Source organism: Delftia sp. PE138 (assembly GCF_018320755.1).
In the GTDB taxonomy this organism is placed as follows: domain Bacteria; phylum Pseudomonadota; class Gammaproteobacteria; order Burkholderiales; family Burkholderiaceae_C; genus Comamonas; species Comamonas tsuruhatensis.
Map to the genome: position 1 here is coordinate 215336 of NZ_JABEPN010000006.1, position 19280 is coordinate 234615.

20 protein-coding genes and 1 tRNA gene are annotated in these 19280 nt (G+C 66.7%); 13 read left to right on the plus strand and 8 right to left on the minus strand.

Features of this window, described 5'->3' with window-relative positions:
* Positions 1 to 157 precede the first annotated feature (157 nt).
* The 3 genes from HFGMBDPB_RS20825 to galU all read left to right on the plus strand — a co-directional run bounded on the left by HFGMBDPB_RS20825 (position 158) and on the right by galU (position 4745).
* Entirely contained in the window at positions 158 to 787 is a 630-nt protein-coding gene (locus HFGMBDPB_RS20825; protein WP_012204140.1) for a VOC family protein, read from the plus strand.
* Positions 788 to 933: 146 nt separating this feature from the next.
* Positions 934 to 3846 (plus strand): valine--tRNA ligase, encoded by a 2913-nt coding sequence (locus HFGMBDPB_RS20830; RefSeq protein WP_017407072.1) that lies wholly within the window; start codon positions 934 to 936, stop codon positions 3844 to 3846.
* A gap of 11 nt (positions 3847 to 3857) precedes the next feature.
* Positions 3858 to 4745 (plus strand): UTP--glucose-1-phosphate uridylyltransferase GalU, encoded by an 888-nt coding sequence (gene galU, locus HFGMBDPB_RS20835; RefSeq protein ID WP_016448953.1) that lies wholly within the window; start codon positions 3858 to 3860, stop codon positions 4743 to 4745.
* A gap of 85 nt (positions 4746 to 4830) precedes the next feature.
* Here galU and HFGMBDPB_RS20840 read toward each other — a convergent pair whose 3' ends face one another.
* From HFGMBDPB_RS20840 to cysM, 3 genes are all read right to left on the minus strand, one after another.
* Positions 4831 to 5058 (minus strand): sulfurtransferase TusA family protein, encoded by a 228-nt coding sequence (locus HFGMBDPB_RS20840; RefSeq protein WP_012204137.1) that lies wholly within the window; start codon positions 5056 to 5058, stop codon positions 4831 to 4833.
* A gap of 26 nt (positions 5059 to 5084) precedes the next feature.
* Positions 5085 to 5687, minus strand: a complete 603-nt coding sequence (locus HFGMBDPB_RS20845; protein WP_016452506.1) for an NUDIX hydrolase — start codon at positions 5685 to 5687, stop codon at positions 5085 to 5087.
* Positions 5688 to 5764: 77 nt separating this feature from the next.
* Positions 5765 to 6670 (minus strand): cysteine synthase CysM, encoded by a 906-nt coding sequence (gene cysM / locus HFGMBDPB_RS20850; RefSeq protein WP_017407070.1) that lies wholly within the window; start codon positions 6668 to 6670, stop codon positions 5765 to 5767.
* Positions 6671 to 6709: 39 nt separating this feature from the next.
* On the opposite strand from cysM, the gene HFGMBDPB_RS20855 reads away from it, so the two are divergent.
* A tRNA-Leu gene (locus HFGMBDPB_RS20855) sits at positions 6710 to 6794 on the plus strand.
* Between the two features lie 638 nt (positions 6795 to 7432).
* On the opposite strand, the gene HFGMBDPB_RS20860 is transcribed toward HFGMBDPB_RS20855, so the two are convergent.
* Positions 7433 to 7654, minus strand: coding sequence for a hypothetical protein (locus tag HFGMBDPB_RS20860; protein WP_016452574.1), 222 nt, complete (start codon positions 7652 to 7654; stop codon positions 7433 to 7435).
* A gap of 252 nt (positions 7655 to 7906) precedes the next feature.
* Between HFGMBDPB_RS20860 and HFGMBDPB_RS20865 the strand changes: the two genes are divergently transcribed.
* Both HFGMBDPB_RS20865 and HFGMBDPB_RS20870 read left to right on the plus strand, forming a co-directional pair.
* A complete protein-coding gene (locus HFGMBDPB_RS20865) occupies positions 7907 to 8284 on the plus strand; it encodes a CidA/LrgA family protein (RefSeq protein ID WP_017407068.1) in 378 nt (125 codons plus the stop codon).
* Positions 8281 to 9027 (plus strand): LrgB family protein, encoded by a 747-nt coding sequence (locus HFGMBDPB_RS20870; RefSeq protein WP_047217793.1) that lies wholly within the window; start codon positions 8281 to 8283, stop codon positions 9025 to 9027. Before HFGMBDPB_RS20865 ends, HFGMBDPB_RS20870 begins: the two co-directional genes overlap by 4 nt.
* 120 nt (positions 9028 to 9147) lie before the next feature.
* Here the strand turns inward: HFGMBDPB_RS20870 and HFGMBDPB_RS20875 are convergent, their stop codons facing one another.
* A complete protein-coding gene (locus tag HFGMBDPB_RS20875; protein WP_012204131.1) occupies positions 9148 to 10095 on the minus strand; it encodes a LysR substrate-binding domain-containing protein in 948 nt (315 codons plus the stop codon).
* Positions 10096 to 10323: 228 nt separating this feature from the next.
* On the opposite strand from HFGMBDPB_RS20875, the gene HFGMBDPB_RS20880 reads away from it, so the two are divergent.
* The 5 genes from HFGMBDPB_RS20880 (at position 10324) to HFGMBDPB_RS20900 (ending at position 14804) form a co-directional block, all read left to right on the plus strand.
* The gene (locus tag HFGMBDPB_RS20880; RefSeq protein WP_016448959.1) at positions 10324 to 11520 is read left to right on the plus strand and encodes an acyl-CoA dehydrogenase; all 1197 of its coding nucleotides are present in this window, start codon (positions 10324 to 10326) and stop codon (positions 11518 to 11520) included.
* A 189-nt stretch (positions 11521 to 11709) separates the two neighbouring features.
* The gene (locus HFGMBDPB_RS20885) at positions 11710 to 12957 is read left to right on the plus strand and encodes a CaiB/BaiF CoA transferase family protein (protein WP_013803646.1); all 1248 of its coding nucleotides are present in this window, start codon (positions 11710 to 11712) and stop codon (positions 12955 to 12957) included.
* Between the two features lie 141 nt (positions 12958 to 13098).
* Positions 13099 to 14073, plus strand: a complete 975-nt coding sequence (locus tag HFGMBDPB_RS20890; protein WP_016452578.1) for a tripartite tricarboxylate transporter substrate binding protein BugE — start codon at positions 13099 to 13101, stop codon at positions 14071 to 14073.
* Positions 14074 to 14233: 160 nt separating this feature from the next.
* Positions 14234 to 14503 carry a type II toxin-antitoxin system RelB/DinJ family antitoxin gene (locus HFGMBDPB_RS20895; RefSeq protein WP_061288290.1) on the plus strand — a complete coding sequence of 90 codons (270 nt, stop codon included), beginning with the start codon at positions 14234 to 14236 and terminating at the stop codon, positions 14501 to 14503.
* Complete coding sequence (locus tag HFGMBDPB_RS20900) at positions 14475 to 14804, plus strand: type II toxin-antitoxin system YafQ family toxin (protein ID WP_026062230.1); 330 nt, start codon at positions 14475 to 14477, stop codon at positions 14802 to 14804. The genes HFGMBDPB_RS20895 and HFGMBDPB_RS20900 overlap by 29 nt, the downstream gene beginning before the upstream one ends.
* Here the strand turns inward: HFGMBDPB_RS20900 and HFGMBDPB_RS20905 are convergent.
* Complete coding sequence (locus tag HFGMBDPB_RS20905; protein WP_212646162.1) at positions 14801 to 15667, minus strand: LysR family transcriptional regulator; 867 nt, start codon at positions 15665 to 15667, stop codon at positions 14801 to 14803. The genes HFGMBDPB_RS20900 and HFGMBDPB_RS20905 overlap by 4 nt on opposite strands.
* A 117-nt stretch (positions 15668 to 15784) precedes the next feature.
* Between HFGMBDPB_RS20905 and HFGMBDPB_RS20910 the strand changes: the two genes are divergently transcribed.
* Together HFGMBDPB_RS20910 and HFGMBDPB_RS20915 are read left to right on the plus strand one after the other, a co-directional pair.
* Positions 15785 to 16246 (plus strand): nucleoside deaminase, encoded by a 462-nt coding sequence (locus HFGMBDPB_RS20910; RefSeq protein WP_047217797.1) that lies wholly within the window; start codon positions 15785 to 15787, stop codon positions 16244 to 16246.
* Positions 16247 to 16250: 4 nt separating this feature from the next.
* The gene (locus tag HFGMBDPB_RS20915) at positions 16251 to 17489 is read left to right on the plus strand and encodes a cyanate transporter (protein ID WP_209800889.1); all 1239 of its coding nucleotides are present in this window, start codon (positions 16251 to 16253) and stop codon (positions 17487 to 17489) included.
* A 6-nt stretch (positions 17490 to 17495) separates the two neighbouring features.
* Here HFGMBDPB_RS20915 and HFGMBDPB_RS20920 read toward each other — a convergent pair whose 3' ends face one another.
* Positions 17496 to 18722, minus strand: coding sequence for a sugar transporter (locus tag HFGMBDPB_RS20920; RefSeq protein WP_016452582.1), 1227 nt, complete (start codon positions 18720 to 18722; stop codon positions 17496 to 17498).
* 100 nt (positions 18723 to 18822) lie between these two features.
* Positions 18823 to 19212 (minus strand): VOC family protein, encoded by a 390-nt coding sequence (locus tag HFGMBDPB_RS20925; RefSeq protein WP_016448965.1) that lies wholly within the window; start codon positions 19210 to 19212, stop codon positions 18823 to 18825.
* Between the last annotated feature and the right edge of the window lie 68 nt (positions 19213 to 19280).

The window sequence follows — 19280 nt, forward strand, 5'->3', positions numbered from 1 at the left end:
AGCGTGAAGTGACTTGAAGGTCAAGTGCTGGCGGCAACTCGGCACCGCAGGTGGCCCGGACACCGCAGCGCGCATATCCCTGCATCCATCGCAACATTTCATTTAGGTAAATTGATTACGAATAGTAGAATCAAAACATCCACCAAGGAGACATTCGATGAACACAAGCGCCCGTCCCGACCTGTCCACACTGCCACCGCCCGCCGCCGTGCAGCAGCTGCACCACTACGCCTACAAGGCCCGCGATGCCGAGGAGACCCGCCACTTCTACGAGGACATCCTGGGCCTGCCGCTCTACCACATCATCCAGAGCGACTACGTGCCCAGCACGGGCGAGTACTGCCCCTACACGCACTTCTTCTTCCGCCTGAAGGATGGGTCGTTCATCGCCTTCTTCGACATCGGCGACGACGAAAAGGCCCTGCCCTCGCCCAACACGCCGCTGTGGATCAACCACATCGCCTTCCGCGTGGACACCGTCGAGGAACTGGAGAACACCAAGGCCCGCCTGGTGGCGCATGGCATCGAGGTGCTGGGCGTGACCGACCACCACATCTTCAAGAGCATCTATTTCTTCGATCCCAACGGCATCCGCCTGGAGCTGTCGGCCCAGCTGGCCGACGAAGTGCAGATGGCGCGCGAAAGCACCACCGCCCACGCCCGCCTGAACGAGTGGACGGCACGCAAGGAGCAATGGCGCAAGGAACGCGCCGAAGGCAAGGCCGCCCAGCCGCTCAAGCCCCAGAGCAACGACCGGCCCGAGTTCGTCCCCGACGCAGCGGCCTGAATAAGACCCGGCGAACAGGCAGGCGGACGGGGTCGGTAGAATCCCCGTCAAACCGTCATCCATTTCGCATATGCAGACGGCATCCCTTCAACGGATGCCGTTTTCATTTGCCAAACGCCATTCGCACAATTCCCCGCAAGCAAGCCATGAGCGACACCATTGCCCAGCCAGGCCTCGACAGCCTGTCCAAATCGTTTGAACCCGCAGCCATCGAGGCCCAATGGGGCCCCGAATGGGAAAAGCGCGGCTACGGCGCAGCCGGCGTGCGCGGCACGGGCCAGGCAGATGCATCCCAGCCCTCGTTCTCCATCCAGCTGCCACCGCCCAATGTGACGGGCACGCTGCACATGGGCCATGCGTTCAACCAGACCATCATGGACAGCCTCACGCGCTACCACCGCATGAAGGGCCACAACACGGTCTGGGTGCCCGGCACCGACCACGCGGGCATCGCCACCCAGATCGTGGTGGAGCGCCAGCTGCAGGAGCAGGGCATCGCCAGCCGCCACGACATGGGCGCGACGCCTCCCGAGGCGCGCAAGAACTTCGTGAGCAAGGTCTGGGAGTGGAAGAACCAGAGCGGCAACACCATCACCGGCCAGATGCGCCGCATGGGCGACAGCGTGGACTGGAGCCGCGAGTACTTCACCATGGACGACAAGCTGTCGTCCATCGTCAACGAGACCTTCGTGCGCCTGTACCAGCAGGGCCTGATCTACCGTGGCAAGCGCCTGGTGAACTGGGACCCCAAGCTGATGTCCGCCGTCTCCGACCTCGAGGTCGAGAACGAGGAAAAGGACGGCTCGCTGTGGCACATCGCCTATCCGCTGGCCGACGGCTCGGGCCAGCTCGTGGTGGCCACCACGCGCCCGGAAACCATGCTGGGCGACGCAGCCCTGATGGTGCACCCCGAGGACGAGCGCTACCAGGCGCTGATCGGCAAGACCGTGATCCTGCCCCTGGTGGGCCGCGAGATCCCCATCATTGCCGACGACTACGTGGACCGCGAGTTCGGCACGGGCGTGGTCAAGGTCACGCCCGCGCATGACAACAACGACTACGCCGTGGGCCAGCGCCACGGCCTGCCGATGATCTGCGTGCTGACGCTGACGGCCACCATCAACGACGAGGCGCCCGAGAAGTACCGCGGCATGGACCGCTTCGTGGCGCGCAAGGCCATCGTGGCCGACTTGGACGCGGCCGGCCTGCTGGTCGAGACCAAGAAGCACAAGCTCATGGTGCCCATCTGCACGCGCACGGGCCAGGTGATCGAGCCCATGCTGACCGACCAGTGGTTCGTGGCAATGAACAAGGTCGGCGAAGGCGATGCCACGGGCAAGTCCATCGCGCAGAAGGCCATCGATGCCGTCTCCAGCGGCCAGGTGCAGTTCGTGCCCGAGAACTGGGTCAACACCTACAACCAGTGGATGAACAACATCCAGGACTGGTGCATCTCGCGCCAGCTGTGGTGGGGCCACCAGATTCCCGCCTGGTACGACGAGGACGGCAAGGTCTACGTGGCCCGCACCGAGGAAGAAGCCCAGGCCCAGGCCCCCGGCAAGACGCTCACGCGCGACGAGGACGTGCTGGACACCTGGTACTCCTCGGCCCTGGTGCCGTTCTCCACCATGGGCTGGCCGAACCAGACCGAGGCGGCCGACGATGACTACAACCTCTACCTGCCCAGCTCGGTGCTGGTCACGGGCTACGACATCATCTTCTTCTGGGTCGCCCGGATGATCATGATGACCACGCACTTCACGGGCCGCGTGCCCTTCCGCCATGTCTACATGCATGGCCTGGTGCGTGACGCCCAGGGCAAGAAGATGAGCAAGTCCGAGGGCAACGTGCTCGACCCCGTGGACCTGATCGACGGCATCGACCTGGACACCCTGCTGGACAAGCGCACCCAGGGCCTGCGCCGCCCCGAGACCGCCCCCCAGGTGCGCAAGAACACGCAAAAGGAATTCCCCGAGGGCATTCCCGCCTACGGCGCCGATGCGCTGCGCTTCACCTTCGCGGCCCTGGCCTCGCTGGGCCGCTCCATCAACTTCGACAGCAAGCGCTGCGAGGGCTACCGCAACTTCTGCAACAAGCTGTGGAACGCCAGCCGCTTCGTGCTGATGAACTGCGAAGGCCATGACTGCGGCCTGCTGCCCCACACCAAGGAGCAATGCCAGGCCGGCGGCGAGTTCGCGGGCTACATGCAGTTCAGCCAGCCCGACCGCTGGATCACCTCGCAGCTGCAGAAGGTCGAGGCCGAAGTGGCCAAGGGCTTTGCCGAATTCCGCCTGGACAACGTGGCCAACGCGCTGTACGACTTCGTCTGGAACGAGTTCTGCGACTGGTACCTGGAAATCGCCAAGGTGCAGATCCAGACCGGCAGCGAGGCCCAGCAGCGCGCCACGCGCCGCACGCTGATCCGCACGCTGGAGGCCATCCTGCGCCTGGCCCACCCCATCATCCCGTTCGTGACCGAAGCCCTGTGGCAGAAGGTCGCCCCGGTCGCCGGCCTGCCCGGCGAGTCCGTGGCCGTGGCCCGCTACCCCGAGGCCCAGCCCGAGAAGATCGACGAAGCCGCCATCGCCTACGTGGGCCGCATCAAGCAGATGATCGACGCCTGCCGCACGCTGCGCGGCGAGATGGGCGTGTCGCCCGCACAGCGCCTGCCGCTGCTGGCCGTGGCCAGCTCGGACGACGAGGCGCAGTTCCTGCGCACCAACGCCGCCGTGCTTCAGAACCTGGCCAAGCTCAGCGAAGTCAAGGTGTTCGACGACGAAGCCGCCTGGGCCGAGGCCGCCCAGGCCGCGCCCGTCTGCGTGGTGGGCGAGGCGCGCCTGGCGCTGTTCGTGGAGATCGACGTGGCGGCCGAAAAGGCCCGCCTGTCCAAGGAAGCCGCACGCCTGGAAGGCGAAATCACCAAGGCCAATGCCAAGCTGGGCAACGAGGCCTTCGTGGCCAAGGCACCCCCGGCCGTCATCGACCAGGAAAAGAAGCGCGTGGCCGACTTCGGCGCAACGCTGATCCGCATCCAGGAACAACTCGCCCGCCTGGGTTGAAAGATCCGTTTATGAGCACCCAGACCCGTGTCCGCAAAGCCGTGTTTCCCGTTGCCGGGCTCGGCACGCGCTTTCTGCCCGCCACCAAGGCCTCTCCCAAGGAGATGCTGCCCGTGGTGGACAAGCCGCTGATCCAGTACGCCGTGGAAGAGGCCTACGAGGCCGGCATCCGCGACATGATCTTCGTCACCGGCCGCAGCAAGCGCGCCATCGAGGACCATTTCGACACCGCCTACGAGCTGGAAAACGAGCTGGAGAACGCCGGCAAGCAGGCCATGCTGGAGCTGGTGCGCAGCATCAGCCCCGCCGACATGAACTGCCTGTTCGTGCGCCAGCCGCGCTCCCTGGGCCTGGGCCATGCCGTGCTATGCGCCGAGCCGCTGGTGGGCAACGAGCCCTTTGCCGTGCTGCTGGCCGACGACCTGATGGTGGGCGAGTCTGGCGGCCCGGGCGTGATGGCCCAGATGACCTCGGCTTTCCAGAAACAGGGCCGCTCCCTGCTGGCCGTGCAGGAAGTGCCGCTGGAGCAGACCAAGCGCTACGGCATCGTGGCTGGCGAGCCGGCTGGCGGCGCGCTGATGCGCATCGAGAAGATCGTGGAAAAGCCCGCGCCCGAGAAGGCCCCCTCGCGCATGGGCGTGGCTGGCCGCTACGTGCTGACACCGGCCATCTTCGAGGAGATCCGCAACCAGCCCAAGGGCGTGGGCGGCGAGATCCAGCTGACCGACGCCATCGAACGCCTGATGGCCCATGAAGCCGTCTACGCCTTCCAGTACCAGGGCAAGCGCTACGACTGCGGCAGCAAGGAAGGCTTTTTGCAGGCCACGGTGGAGCTGGCGCTGCAGCATGAGGATGTGGGCGCGAGCTTCCGCGAATACCTGCAGGGCCTGAGCATCTGAGGCCGGGCCCCAGGGCCGCCCCTGCCCCATGCAAAAGGCCTGCAAAAGCAGGCCTTTTTCTTTGGAGCGAGCCGCGTGCAGCCGCTCAGCGCCGGCGCAGGATGTGGATGAACTCCGCGCCCACGGTCTGCTGCTCCACCAGTTCATTGCCGGTCTGCTTGGCGAAGGCCTGGAAGTCGCGCAGCGATCCGGTATCCGTGGCCACCACCTTGAGCAGCTGGCCGCTGTCCAGTTCGGCCAGCGCCTTCTTGGCCTTGAGAATGGGCAGCGGGCAGTTGAGCCCGCGCGTGTCGATTTCCTTGTGAATTTCCATCGGATGCACCTCTTGAGCCTGGGATTCTAGGCGGCATCGCGGCTGAGGCCGGCAGCAGTGTCTTGATCGGCGCGACTCGCTTCAGCCTCCTGGGCCTGCTCGGCACGCTTCCAGAAGTCACGGATCACAGGATCATGCCCCCGGCTGCGCAGCCACTTGGCCAGCGCCATGCCCGTGCCCGAAGGCCAGGCCTGGACTTTCTCGGGCTCCAGCAGGCGGTATTCCAGCAGCTCGGGCGACAGCCGGACCTGGCCGCTGGCGCGCACATGGAAGGCGATGATCACCTGGTTCATGCGCAGGAACTCATGCACGCTGATCAGCTCCAGCGACTCGGCCTTCAGGCCGGTTTCCTCCGCCACCTCGCGCGCCACGCCCTCCTCGGGCGACTCGCCGGCCTCCATGAAGCCCGTGATCAGCCCGAAGACCTTCTCGGGCCAGGCCGCATTGCGCGCCAGCAGCACCTTGCCGTCCAGCTCCACGATGGCGGCCAGCACGGGCGTGGGATTGTTCCAGTGCGTCCAGCCGCACTCGGGGCAGCGCAGGCGCGATACATCGCCGCCGTCCTCGGCCTGGATCACCCACTGCAGGGGGGTGGCGCAGTGCGTGCAATAGCGGGTTTCATAGTGCATGGGGCTGTTCCTGGTTTTTTGCTGTCCTGGCTCAATGCAAACAGGAAGGCCCGCCGGAAGGCGGGCCTGTCGCTGCGTCAGGCGGGGAAGACGCCCGTGGACAGATAGCGGTCGCCGCGGTCGCAGACCACGAAGACGATGGTGGCGTTGTTCTCGCGCTCGGCAATCTGCTGGGCCACCCAGCAGGCGCCGGCAGCCGAGATGCCGGCAAAGATGCCTTCCTCGCGCGCCAGGCGGCGCGCCATGTCCTCGGCATCGTCCTGGCCCACGAGCACGGTCTCGTCGATCAGCGAGGCGTCGTAGATCTTGGGCATGTATTCCTCGGGCCACTTGCGGATGCCGGGGATGCGCGAGCCTTCGGCCGGCTGGGCGCCCACGATGCGGATGGCCGGGTTCTTTTCCTTGAGGAACTTCGCCACGCCGGTGATCGTGCCCGTGGTGCCCATGGCGCTCACGAAATGGGTGATCTCGCCGCCGGTCTGCTCCCACAGCTCGGGGCCGGTGGTCTCGTAGTGGATACGCGGGTTGTCGGGATTGCCGAACTGGTCGAGCACCACGCCCTTGCCCTGGGCCACCATCTGGTCGGCCAGGTCGCGCGCGTATTCCATGCCGCCGCTCTTGGGCGTGAGGATCAGCTCGGCGCCATAGGCCTTCATCGTCTGGGCACGCTCGATGGACAGGTCCTCGGGCATGATCAGCACCATCCGGTAGCCCTTGATCGTGGCAGCCATGGCCAGCGCAATGCCGGTATTGCCCGAGGTGGCCTCGATCAGCGTGTCGCCGGGCTTGATGTCGCCGCGCTCTTCGGCACGGCGGATCATCGACAGGGCCGGCCTGTCCTTGACCGAACCGGCCGGGTTGTTGCCTTCCAGCTTGCCCAGCACCACGTTGCCACGTTCCTGGCGAGACTGCGCACCGATGCGCTGCAATGCCACCAGGGGCGTGCGGCCGATGGCGTCTTCGATGGTCGGATAAATTTTCATAGCCTCACACTGTGCCATAATTCGCCCCTGCGCTAAGTAGCCCGGGTGGTGAAATTGGTAGACGCAGGGGACTCAAAATCCCCCGCCGCAAGGCGTGCCGGTTCGATTCCGGCCCCGGGCACCAGAGATTACGTAGCCGAAAAAGCAGTCCGCTGCTTTTTCGGCTATTTCTTTTCCGGCCGCTGTCTTCACAGTGTCCGCACACCCCTCCTTCCTGCACCAGCCCTTTTCAGCGGCTGCACTGCAATTCAAGGACTCCAGCCTGACCAGATCCTGCGTCCTCATGCCTTGGGCGGGATAGCCCCTGCGCGCTTTCACCCGCACACCACCCAACCTGTGTACAACTTTGGCATCAAGCCACCGCCAAGGCGGAAACGGACTGCAATCAGGCGCATGTCCAGCCCGCCTCGAATCGCCCCCACCGCGGCCTGCCCCCAAGCCTTGCCCAGTGCGCGAAATCCGGCACCTTCCCTCTGAAAACCGGTATCTGCACCATCGCCATGCAGCCAATTTCCGGCGCGGGCACCAGCCCGGTGCGCCCGCTGCAAAAGCCTGGTGATGCCCATGAAAAAAGCCACCCTGGGGTGGCTTTTTTTCTCCACAGAACCCTTGAACAACCCTGTGGATATTCAGTGAACAGCAAGTGAACGAGGCGTCCAAGTGCTTGCATTCACTGGCCGCAAGCTAGGCTGCCTGCAAATCAGGCAGCCCCTGAATCCAAGGGAAAACCCTTGAAACCGAGGTCACCTGCCGCGCCGCGCCTCAGGCATCGGAGCGGCGGATCTGGGCACGGCCCGCCGCCGTGATGTGCCATTGATGGCTGCTGTCCACTTCGACCAGTCCACGCTCGCGCAGCCTCTTGGACAGATGCTCGCGCGCCGCGCTTTCCAGCGACACGGGCTCGCCCATTTCCAGCTTCTTGAGCACTTCGAGTTCATCCACCGTCGGCTCGTACACGGGTGCGTGATATGTGGTTTCGGCCATCGCTACTCCTTCGCTATTCAAAGTCTCATGCCCCGGCACTGCCCAAGGCATGGGTCCCAACATAGCGTTGGCCGGGACGCCGCGCAATCGGTGTCCGCACCTTTTTTCGCGATGTGGGCGATGATGGCACGCTTTGCGGTGGCGTCCCACAGGTGCCGGGGCACTGCCCTGTCTGGGAAACGGGCAGCCCGCTCTCTTGCCGCCGCCCTCTGCTCTCCGCTCTTGCCATCTGCTCCAGGGATTCAGGTTTTCATGTTGTACGCCATCACCGCCTTGTTCGCCTTCCAGTTGCTGGGAGAGGCCATCGTCCAGCTCACGGGGCTGCCGCTTCCGGGAGCGCTCATGGGCACGCTGCTGCTGCTGGCGGCGCTGCTGCTGCACGGTCGCCTGCCCGAGTCGCTGGAGAAGGCCGCCGGCGTGCTGCTGCAGAACATGATGCTGCTGTTCATTCCCGTCATTGCAGGCGTGATGCTGGAGTTCGACCGGCTGTCGCGCGAATGGCAGCCCTTCGTGATCGCCTGCGTGGCGGGTGCTGCCATTACCTTCCTGGCCACGGCCTTCACCTTCCGCTGGTGCCTGGAGCGCCAGCGCGCCCGCGAGGCGGCCGCCAGCCAGGGAGACAAGGCATGAGCGCGCTCACCACCCACTGGCACAGCGCCTGGCAGTCGCTGTCCGGCAATGCCTCCACCGCCCACCTGCCCTGGCTGGTGCTGACCATGGCCGTCTACCTGGCGGCCATGGCGCTGTACCGCCGAAGCGGCAACCATCCGCTCCTGATTCCCGTGTTCACGGCCGTGGTCGTCATCGTGGGCGTGCTGCTGGCCACGGGCACCTCCTATGCCAGCTATCGCAGCGGCGTCTCGCTGCTGGGACTGCTGATCGGCCCGGCCACCGTCGCGCTGGCAATTCCGCTGTACGCCCAGCGCGAGCGCATCCGCGCGCTGTGGCTGCCCATCAGCGTGGCGCTGGCCGTGGGCTGCGTGGTGGCGTTGCTGTCGGCACTGCTGATTGGCTGGAGCCTGGGAGCGACGGTGCAGACGCTGGTGGCGCTGGCGCCCAAGTCGGCCACCATTCCCATCGCCCTGCCCATGGCCGAGCGCTTTGGCGGGCCGGCCTCGCTGGCGGCCGTGGCCGTGGCCATCACCGGCATTGCGGGCACGATGATGGCGCCGCTGCTGATCCGCCTGGTGCGCAGCGATGACCCGGCCGTGCAGGGTTTTGCCCTGGGACTTACGGCCCACGCCATCGGCACGGCACGCGCGCTGCAGGTGAATCCGACCATGGGCGCCTTCTCGGCCCTGGCCATGGGCCTGAACGGCGTGGCCACGGCCGTGGTCATGCCGCTGTGCCTGGCCGTGCTGCCCTGGTTTTGAGCGCGATTGCGGGTTTTCCCCAGAGACACCCCCACAAGCCTGTGGACAAGCGCCGCCAGCAGCAAGGATAAGTCAGTTAAGTGACTGTCATCGTTGAACAATCCAAGGCCTGCTTAATTATCAGGCAGGCCGGTGCTCCCTGGCGCGCTGCTGCAGCCATGAAGAGAACACGCGCAGGGCGGGCGCGGGCTGGGCATCGGGCGCCAGGGCCGGGGTGACCAGGTAGTAGGCGCGGTTGCCGCGCAGCGGCTGGGGGCAGGCAATGATGAGGTCGCCGCGCGCCAGCTCCTGCTCGATCAGCATAGGCGGCATCAGCGCCACGCCCAGGCCCTGGCTGGCGGCCACGGCCAGCATGGAGAACAGCTCCAGCCGCATGCCATCCAGCGCGCGCGGCGCGGCCACGCCCATGGCATCGAACCACTGCTGCCAGCCGTAGGGCCGCGTGCTTTGCTGCAGCAGCGGCATCCGGGCCACGATGTCCGCCCCCACAGGCAGCCAGGCCCGGCCCGGCTCGCGCGCCTGGGCCGTGGCCAGCAGTTGCGGGCTGCACACGGGCACCACCTCTTCGTCCATCAGCCATTGCGCCTGCACACCGGGCCAGCGTGCCACCTGCTCGGGCGTGCCTGCATAGAGCGCAGCGTCGAAAACGGTATCGGCAAACAGGAAGGGCCGCGTCTGCACATCGATGTGCACGGTGACCTCGGGATGCTCGCGCGCCAGCTGCGGCAGGCGCGGCAGCAGCCAGCGCGTGGCGAAGGTGGGCACGGCCGCCAGGTTGAGCGGGCCTCCCTCGCCCTGGTGGGCCATGATGTCCAGCGTGTCGCGCTCCAGGCCGTGCAGCCAGCGCGAGACCTGCTGGGCGTACTGCGTGCCGGCCTCCGTCAGCAGCACGCCGTGGCGCGTGCGCCGGAACAGCTGCACGCCCAGGAACTCCTCCAGCGCAATGATCTGGCGCGATACCGCGCTTTGCGTGAGCGACAGCTCCTGCGCCGCACGCGTGTAGCTGATGTGGCGGGCGGCCGACTCGAAGCAGGCAAGGGCTTGGGTGGATGGCAGGGCTCTACGCATATCTCATGAATTCAATGCACTTCAGAGCCTCACATCATAGGGAATAACCCGCAACAACCCATTCATACATGCGTTTTACGCATTCATGGATGAACAAACATCGTTTGCGCCACGCGCAGGCCCGCTTCTAAGATGCGTCGCAACAACGCTCCATGGCCACAGCCTGCCCGGCTTTGGCATATGGCAGCGACCGCCCTTGACCTCTTTGTTTTTTGGAGAAACCACGCCATGGCCCGCAACAGCTTCCAATGGGATGACCCCTTCCAGCTCGACCAGCAACTGAGCGAAGACGAGCGCATGATCCGCGACGCGGCCCATGCCTACTGCCAGGAGAAGCTGGCGCCCCGCGTGCTGGAAATGTTCCGCCATGAAAAGACCGACGTGAGCATCTTCCGCGAGATGGGCGAGCTGGGCCTGCTGGGCCCCACCATCCCCACGCAGTACGGCGGCGCGGGCCTGAACTATGTCAGCTACGGCCTGGTGGCGCGCGAGATCGAGCGCGTGGACTCGGGCTACCGCTCCATGGCCAGCGTGCAAAGCTCGCTGGTGATGGTGCCCATCAATGAATTCGGCACCGAAGACCAGAAGAACAGGTACCTGCCCAAGCTGGCCAGCGGCGAGTTCATCGGCTGCTTCGGCCTGACCGAACCCGACCACGGCTCCGACCCCGGCAGCATGTCCAGCCGCGCCTACAAGGTGGACGGCGGCTACCGCCTCAAGGGCAACAAGATGTGGATCACCAACAGCCCCGTGGCCGACGTGTTCGTGGTCTGGGCCAAGGAAGTGACCGAGGACGGCCATGTGGGCGAGATCCGCGGCTTCATCCTGGACAAGGGCATGAAGGGCCTGTCGGCCCCGGCCATCCACGGCAAGGTGGGCCTGCGCGCCTCCATCACGGGCGAGATCGTGATGGACGATGTCTTCGTCCCCGAGGAAAACGCCTTCCCCGAGGTGCGCGGCCTCAAGGGCCCCTTCACCTGCCTGAACAGCGCACGCTTCGGCATTGCCTGGGGCGCCCTGGGCGCAGCCGAGTTCTGCTGGCACACGGCGCGCCAGTACACGCTGGACCGCAAGCAGTTCGGCCGCCCCCTGGCCGCCAACCAGCTGGTGCAGAAGAAGCTGGCCGACATGCAGACCGAGATCACCCTGGGCCTGCAGGCCGCGCTGCGCGTGGGCCGCATGAAGGACGAGCACCAGAACGTGATCGAGATCACCTCGCTGATCAAGCGCAACAACTGCGGCAAGTCGCTGGACATTGCCCGCATGGCGCGCGACATGATGGGCGGCAACGGCATCAGCGACGAGTTCGGCGTGGCCCGCCATCTGGTCAACCTGGAAGTGGTCAACACCTACGAAGGCACGCACGACGTGCATGCGCTGATCCTGGGCCGGGCTCAGACCGGCATCGCAGCTTTTGCCAACTGACCCCCTGAGGCGCTTCGCGCCTTCCCCCTTCTCGCTTCGCGGAGGGGGACGACGCCCTCGCCGCGAGGCGGCTCTTGCTCGGCGTCCCTGGCCTGTTCCACGCCCATGTCACACGCTATGGGTGATGGAAGCTCAAGCCCTGAGCTGAACTACCAGCGGCATCGGGCGCGCTCATATTTCTTCCCTCTCATGTCCTCCACATCCTCCGCGCCGGCCGCATTGGCCGGCATCAAGGTGCTTGATCTTTCCCGCGTGCTGGCCGGGCCCTGGTGCACGCAGACGCTGGCCGACCTGGGCGCCGATGTGATCAAGGTCGAGCGGCCCGTGGCCGGCGATGACACGCGCCACTGGGGGCCTCCGTTCCTGCCGCGCGACGATGGGCAGGCTACGCAGGAGGCCAGCTATTTCACGGCCTGCAACCGCAACAAGCGCTCGGTCACCATCGACATGTCAACCCCCGATGGGCAGCAGCTGATTCGCCAGATGGCGGCCGGGGCCGACGTGCTGGTGGAAAACTTCAAGGTCGGTGGCCTGGCCCAGTACGGGCTGGACTACGAAAGCCTCAAGGCGCTCAACCCGCGCCTGATCTATTGCTCGGTCACGGGTTTCGGCCAGACCGGCCCGTATGCCGAGCGCGCGGGCTACGACCTCATGGTGCAGGCCATGTGCGGGCTGATGAGCATCACCGGCCATGCCGACGAGGCGCCCGGAGGCGGCCCGCTCAAGGTGGGCGTGGCCGTGATCGATGTCTTCACGGGCCTGTATGCCAGCAATGCCATCCTGGCCGCGCTGCATGCGCGCCAGGCCTCGGGCCGGGGCCAGCACATCGACATGGCCCTGCTCGACGTGGGCATGGCCGTGCTGGCCAACCAGGCCGCCGGCTTTCTGGCCACGGGCGAATCGCCGGGCCGCGCCGGCAACATCCACCCCAGCCTGGCGCCCTACCAGGACTTCGCCACGGCCAACGGCAACGTGCTGCTGGCCATTGGCAACGACGGCCAGTTCGCGCGCTTTTGCGCCGCCGTCGGCGAAGCCGGCTGGGCGCAGGACGAGCGCTTTGCCACCAACACCGCGCGCGTGCGCAATCGCCAGGCGCTGCTGGAGCGGATGGTGCCCCTCATGAAGACACGCGGCACGGCCGAATGGATTGCGCTGCTGGAAGACAAGGCCGTGCCCTGCGGCCCCATCAACACCATCGCCCAGGCCTTCGACGACCCGCAGGTGCGCGCACGCGGCATACGCGTCGAGCTGCCGCGCGAGGCCGGCGACGGCATCTCGCGCATCGCCGGCGTGGCCAGCCCCATGCGGCTGAGCGACACCCCGCCCGTGCTGCGCAGCGCACCGCCCTCCCTGGGCCAGCACACCGATGAAGTACTGGGCGAGCTGGGCATTGCGCCCATGGCCATCCAGGCGCTGCGCTCGCGCGGCGTGGTCTGATCGCCTGCGCCAGGCAACACCGCCTCCTCCACATCTTTTTCCTCAAGCACCGCCATACGAATGTCTTAAAAAAACCCAGCCTTCCCACCCGTCGGTGCCTCACAACAAACGCTCACAACATCCATTCAAGGAGACAACACCATGACTCACACCACTCGCATCGCGCTCGCCGGCATCCTCGGCGCCCTCGCGCTGTCGGGCGCAGCCCATGCCCAGGGCTACCCTGCCAAACCCATCAAGCTGCTCGTGCCCTTCGCGGCCGGCGGCACCACCGACCTGATCGCGCGCATCGTGGCCGAGCCGCTGGGCCGCGCCCTGGGCCAGCCCGTGGTGGTCGAGAACAAGGGCGGCGGCGGCGGCAGCATCGGCGCGGCCGAGACGGCGCGCTCCCAGCCCGACGGCTACAGCCTGGGCATTGCCACCGTGTCCACCACGGCCACCAACCCGGCGATCAACCCCAAGATCCCGTACAACGTGCTGACCGACTTCACGCCCATCGTGAACATCGCGGCCACGCCCAACATCATTGCGGCCCACCCCAAGTTCGCGGGCAAGAACTACCAGGAGTTCCTGGCCGAGGTGAAGAAGAACCCCGGCAAGTACTCCTACGCCTCGCCCGGCAACGGCAGCATCACCCATCTGATGATGGAGATGTTCAAGCTGTCCACGGGCACCGACATCACCCACGTGCCCTACCGTGGCAGCGGCCCCGCGCTGAACGACGCCGTGGCCGGCCAGGTTCCGCTGATCTTCGACAACCTGCCCTCCGCCCTGGGCTTCGTCAAGGAAAAGCGCCTGGTGCCCATCGTGGTGGCCGCGCCTCAGCGTCTGGCAGCGCTGCCCGATGTGCCCACCTTCAAGGAAGTGGGCCTGGCCCCCGTCAACCGCATGGCCTACTACGGCATCGTCGGCCCCAAGAACCTGCCGCGCGACATCGTGGACAAGGTCAACGCCGCCACGCGCAAGGTGCTGCAGGACCCCGCCATCAAGAAGCGCATCGAGGAAACCGGCTCGCTGATCGTGGCCGACACGCCCGAGCATTTCTTTGAAGAGATCAAGGCCGAACTGGCGGTCTACAAGGACGTGGTGCAAAAGCAGAACCTGACGATGGATTGAGCCAGCGCGTCACCCGCCGACCATCCCCGCCACGGCGGGGATTTTTGCTGGAGGGCTCGAAGGCGGGAGCCGCCAAGCGACATCCCAGCAACCTGCCTGCTTACCTGTCTTTTGCCCTGCGAGATACAATGTATCTCACCCATTTTTGCAGAAGCACACCATGGCAACCACCACCATGATCCACGTGCGCGTGGATGAAGAGATCAAGGCACAGGCCGCCGAAACCCTGGCCGGCATGGGCTTGACGGTGTCGGATGCCGTACGTGTCTTCCTGATGCGCGTGGTGGCCGACCAGCAATTGCCCTTCGACCTCAGGGCACCCAACGCCGAGACGCGCGCAGCCATGCAGGAGGCACGCGCCATGCGCAAGGCACGCTTTGCCACCGCGGACGATTTGCTCCATGACCTCGAAAAAGGCAGCGAGCAGTAAGCGCGCAGTCCTTCCCCGCGCATCGGACCGGACCAAAGCTTTCGCCAAGGACTGGGTCCGGCTGTCGCATTCCGGCCGCCATGACATGAAGCGGTTGAAGGAGGCCATGCTGCTGCTGATTGCCAACGACGCCCCCCTGGAGCCTCAGTGGCTTGACCATGCCCTCACCGGCGACTGGGCCGATCACAGGGAGTGCCACGTGGGGGGCGATTTCCTGCTGATCTACCGGCTCGATGGCCAGGGCGCCAACGAATCGATCATTTTCGTGCGAGCCGGCACGCACGCCGAGCTGTTCGACTAAGACACGCCCAGCAACGCCTCGCACACCTCACACAGGCGCCCGGCCAGACGCCGGCCCGGCGCCGACAACTGGGCGCGCACGTGCAATGCCACTTCCACATCAGGCACGGGGGCGAAGCCGGCCATGCCGTCAAGCAGGCGGTGGCCGGGCCGGACCAGCCGGCGCGGAAGCAGGCTGATGCCCAGGCCCTGCTCCACGGCGGCTTCCAGGCTGGCCAGGCTGGCGCTCACATAGGCCAGGCGCCAGCGCCGGCCTGCGGCATCCAGCGCATGCGTCATCTCGCTGCGGTACAGGCCGCCCTGTGGAAACACCACCAAAGGCAAGGGATCCATCCCGTGGCAGGGATGCAGCGCACTGTCTATCCAGGCCAGCGGTTCAGGCCAGCGCGCCATGCCGGGCGTGCTGCCGCTGCGCTGCTTGACGATGGCCAGGTCCAGCTCGCCGGACTGGAACTGCTGCCATATCGCCTGCGACAGCCCGCTGGTCAGCTCCAGGCGCAACTGCGGCTGGCTGCGCGCCAGCGCGCCCAAGGCGGGCATCAAGGCATTGCCGGCAAAGTCCTCTGGTACGCCGATGCGCAGCACGGCTTCGGTGGCGCCAGCCAACTGCTCCACGGCCTCGTCCATGAGCGCGAGGATGCGCTGCGCATAGGCCAGCAGGCGCTCTCCTTCCAGCGTGCATTCCACATGGCGCCCGCTGCGGTCCAGCAGCGTGCAGCCCATTTGCTCCTCCAGCCTGCGGATCTGCTGGCTGACCGTGGACTGGGTCAGGTGCACGCCCTGCGCCGCGCGCGTGAAGCTGCCGGTTTCGGCCACGGCGCAGAAGCTGCGCAGCAGGGTGGGGTCTATGGAAGAGGGCTGCATGGGGCTTGGGCGAATTTCAGTGGCTTTGTCACTGCCTGGCATTTGATCATTTAATTTTCCAATTGATGACCCCCGTCCTAGACTGCGGCCTCAGCTCCCGATTGCCCAGCCATCCCCATGCAAGAACAAGAACACATCCGCCTGCTGCGCCATGCCGTGCAGCTGGCGCACGACAACCGCCTGCGGGGCGGCCGGCCCTTCGGTGCCCTGCTCGCGCGCGAGGGGCAGATCCTGTCCACGGGCGTCAACGAGATCGTGCAAAGCCATGACCCCAGTGCCCACGCAGAAATGCAGGCGCTGCGCGCGGGCACGCGCGCCCAGGCCAACGCCAGCCTGGCCGGCTGCACCATCTACGCCAGCGGCCACCCTTGCCCCATGTGCCTGGCGGCGCTGGTGATGGCCGGGGCCGAGCAGGTCTTCTTCGCCTTCGACAACGCGGATGCCCAGCCGTATGGCCTGTCCAGCGAGGGCGCCTACCAGCGGCTGCGCATGCCGCTGCAGCCGCCACCGCTGCCCCTGAGGCGGCTGGACACGGGCATCACGGCGGCCCAGCTGTACGGCAACGCCCCCTGGGCCTGAAGCCATGTCGTCCATTGCGCCTGCGCACACCGAGACCCCTGCCGCGGCACACGCCATTCCAACGGCGCTGTGGCTGGCCACCGTCGTGCTGGTCACGCTGAACCTGCGCCCGTTTCTCACGGCCATCGGCCCGCTGGGACCGCAGATCCAGTCCGCCACCGGCATGGATCTGTCCACGCTGTCCTGGCTGACCCTGCTGCCCATGGCGTTGATGGGCCTGGGCGCCTGGCTGGCCCCGGCCGCGCTTCAGCGCCTGGGTCCGCGCCGCGCCGTGGTCGGGTCCTTGGCGGTGATTGCGCTGGGCTGCGCGCTGCGCGTGGCGGGCTCCAGTGCGGCCACCCTGCTGGCCACGGCCGCGCTGTGCGGCGCTGGCGTGGCCCTGGTGCAAGGCGTGCTGCCGGGCCTGATCAAGCGCCAGTCGCCCGCACGCATGGCGCAGATGATGGGGCTGTACTCGGCCGCGCTCATGGGCGGCGGCGCCCTGGGCGCCCAGATTTCGCCGCTGGCCGTGCAATGGGGACTGGACTGGCGCCTTGCGCTGGCGCTGTGGACTGCGCCCGCCCTGCTGGCATTGGCGCTGGCGCGGCATGCGCTGCGTGCGTTGCCGGCTCCGGCGCCCATGGCAGGGGCCAACGCCACGCAAGACACCGGCTGGCTGCGCCGGCGCCCGCGCACCTGGATGCTGATGGCCTGCTTCGGCCTCATCAACGGCGGCTATGCGGCCATGGTGGCCTGGCTTGCGCCCTTCTACCAGACGCACGGCTGGAGCCCCGCGCAAAGCGGCGGTCTGGTGGCCCTGCTGTCGGTGGCCCAGGCCGGCGCCGCGCTGGGCCTGCCCGTGCTGGCTTCGCGCCAAGCCGACCGGCGGCCATGGCTGGGGTTCACGCTGCTGTGCCAGATCATCGGCCTGGCCGCGCTGGCCTGGTGGCCTGATGCGGCGCCGCTGCTCAACATCGTCATCCTCGGCATCGGCCTGGGTGGCTGCTTCGCGCTGATGATGGTGGTGGCGCTGGACCATCTTCCCCACCCCACGCAGGCCGGTGCGCTCAACGCACTGATGCAGGGCGGCGGCTTTCTGATTGCGGCGCTGGCGCCCTATGTGATCGCCCGGCTGCACCAGTTCACGGGCGGATTCGGCGCCGGCTGGCTGGCCCAGATGGCCGCCGTGCTCGTGGTCTGCGTACTGGTGTCCCGCCTGGCACCGCAGCGCTACGCCCAGGCCATGCGGGCACCCGGCGGCTGACCCGCTTCAGTGCGCCGTTGCCTGGAAGCCGGCAGACCAGCGCACGAAGGCCCAGACGCACCAGGCCAGGCCCAGCGCCACCAGGCCGCCGCCGATCCAGCCGATGTTCTGCATGCCCGCATGCATGCTGACCTGACTGCCCAGCAACGCGCCGCCGCCAATGCCGATGTTGAAGATGCCCGAGAACATGGACATGCCCACATCGGTGGCGTCGGCTGCCAGCTTGAGCACCTGGGACTGCATGGCCAGGGCGAAGCAGATCATGGCGACACCCCAGACCGAGCTCATCACATAGAGCGAGGCCTCATGGCCCGAGGCCGGCACCAGCATCAGCAGGCTGGCCGACAGCACGCCAATGGCGGCCAGCAGAAAGCCGCGCGGATGGCGCAGGCCCCACCAGCTGAACATCACGCTGCCCACGATGCCCATGCCGCCGTACAGCAGCAGCACGGCCGTGGTCACCTTGCCCTCGAAGCCCGCGATGTCCTGCACGAAGGGCTCGATATAGCTGTAGGCCGTGAACTGCCCGGTGATCACGACCACCAGCAGGATGTAGATGGACAGCAGCGCCGGACGGCGCAGCAGCATGGGCACGCTGGCCAGGTTGCCCGCGTTCTCGCTGGGCAGGCGCGGCAGCAGCCGGGCCAGGGCCACCATGACGATGGCGGCCACCCCGCCCACGGCCAGGAACGTCGTGCGCCAGCCCAGCCATTCGCCCACGATCCGGCCCAGCGGAATGCCCAGCACCATGGCCATGGAGGTGCCGGTGGCCAGCAGGCTCAGCGCCACGGCCTTCCTGCCGGGCGGCGCCACGCGCACGGCCAGCGAGGCCGTGATGGACCAGAACACCGCATGCGACAGCGCGATGCCGATGCGGCTGACCATGAGCGAGGCAAAGCTCCAGGCCACGCCCGACAGCACATGGCTGGCCACGAACAGCGCGAACACGCCCATCAGCAGCTTGCGCCGCTCCACATTGCGCGTGAGCAGCATGAAGGGCAGCGAGGCCAGGGCCACGATCCAGGCATAGATGGTCAGCATCAGCCCGACCTGCTCGGTGGGCATGCCAAAGCTCGCGCCAATGCTGCTGAGCAGGCCCACGGGCACGAACTCGGTGGTATTGAAGACGAAGGCGCCCAGCGCCAGCGCGATCACGCTGAGCCAGGCCTGGGCGGCCGTGGGTGTGGATGACGCGGAAACGGAGCCGGCCGCAGCGGAAACGGAAGGGGGCATGGGGAACGTGGGGCCTTTTTTGTTGCAGCGCAATATTGTGCTGCGCCATGCGACCGCCTGATGTCAGCTGCCGCGCAGGCCCCAGTGCCGCCAGGGAGACTTAGGCGGGAGGCAGGTGGCAGACGGCCTCGATGTTGTGGCCGTCGGGGTCGAGCACGAAGGCTGCGTAATAGTCGTCGTGGTAGTGCGGTCGCAGGCCGGGTTCGCCATTGCAGCGCCCGCCTGCGGCCAGGGCGGCCGCGTGGAAATCATCGACCATGTTGCGGTTGTCCACGCGAAAGGCCACATGGATGGGCGGCTGGTTGGGCTCGCCGCCGGTGATCCAGAAATCAGGCTTGGGCGGCTCGCCAAAGCCGGCCGTGTCGCCGTGGCCGGTGAGCTCGGCGGACAGCTCCATCAGGATCTCGTAGCCCAGGGGAGCCAGCGCCCGCGCATAAAACTCCCGGCTGCGGTCGAAGTCCGATACGAGGATTCCCGTGTGGTCGATCATGGCGGCGCTCCTGCCTGTTCGTGACAGGCACCAGCATGCCATGGAGGCCGCCTGCGCACCAGCCGGGA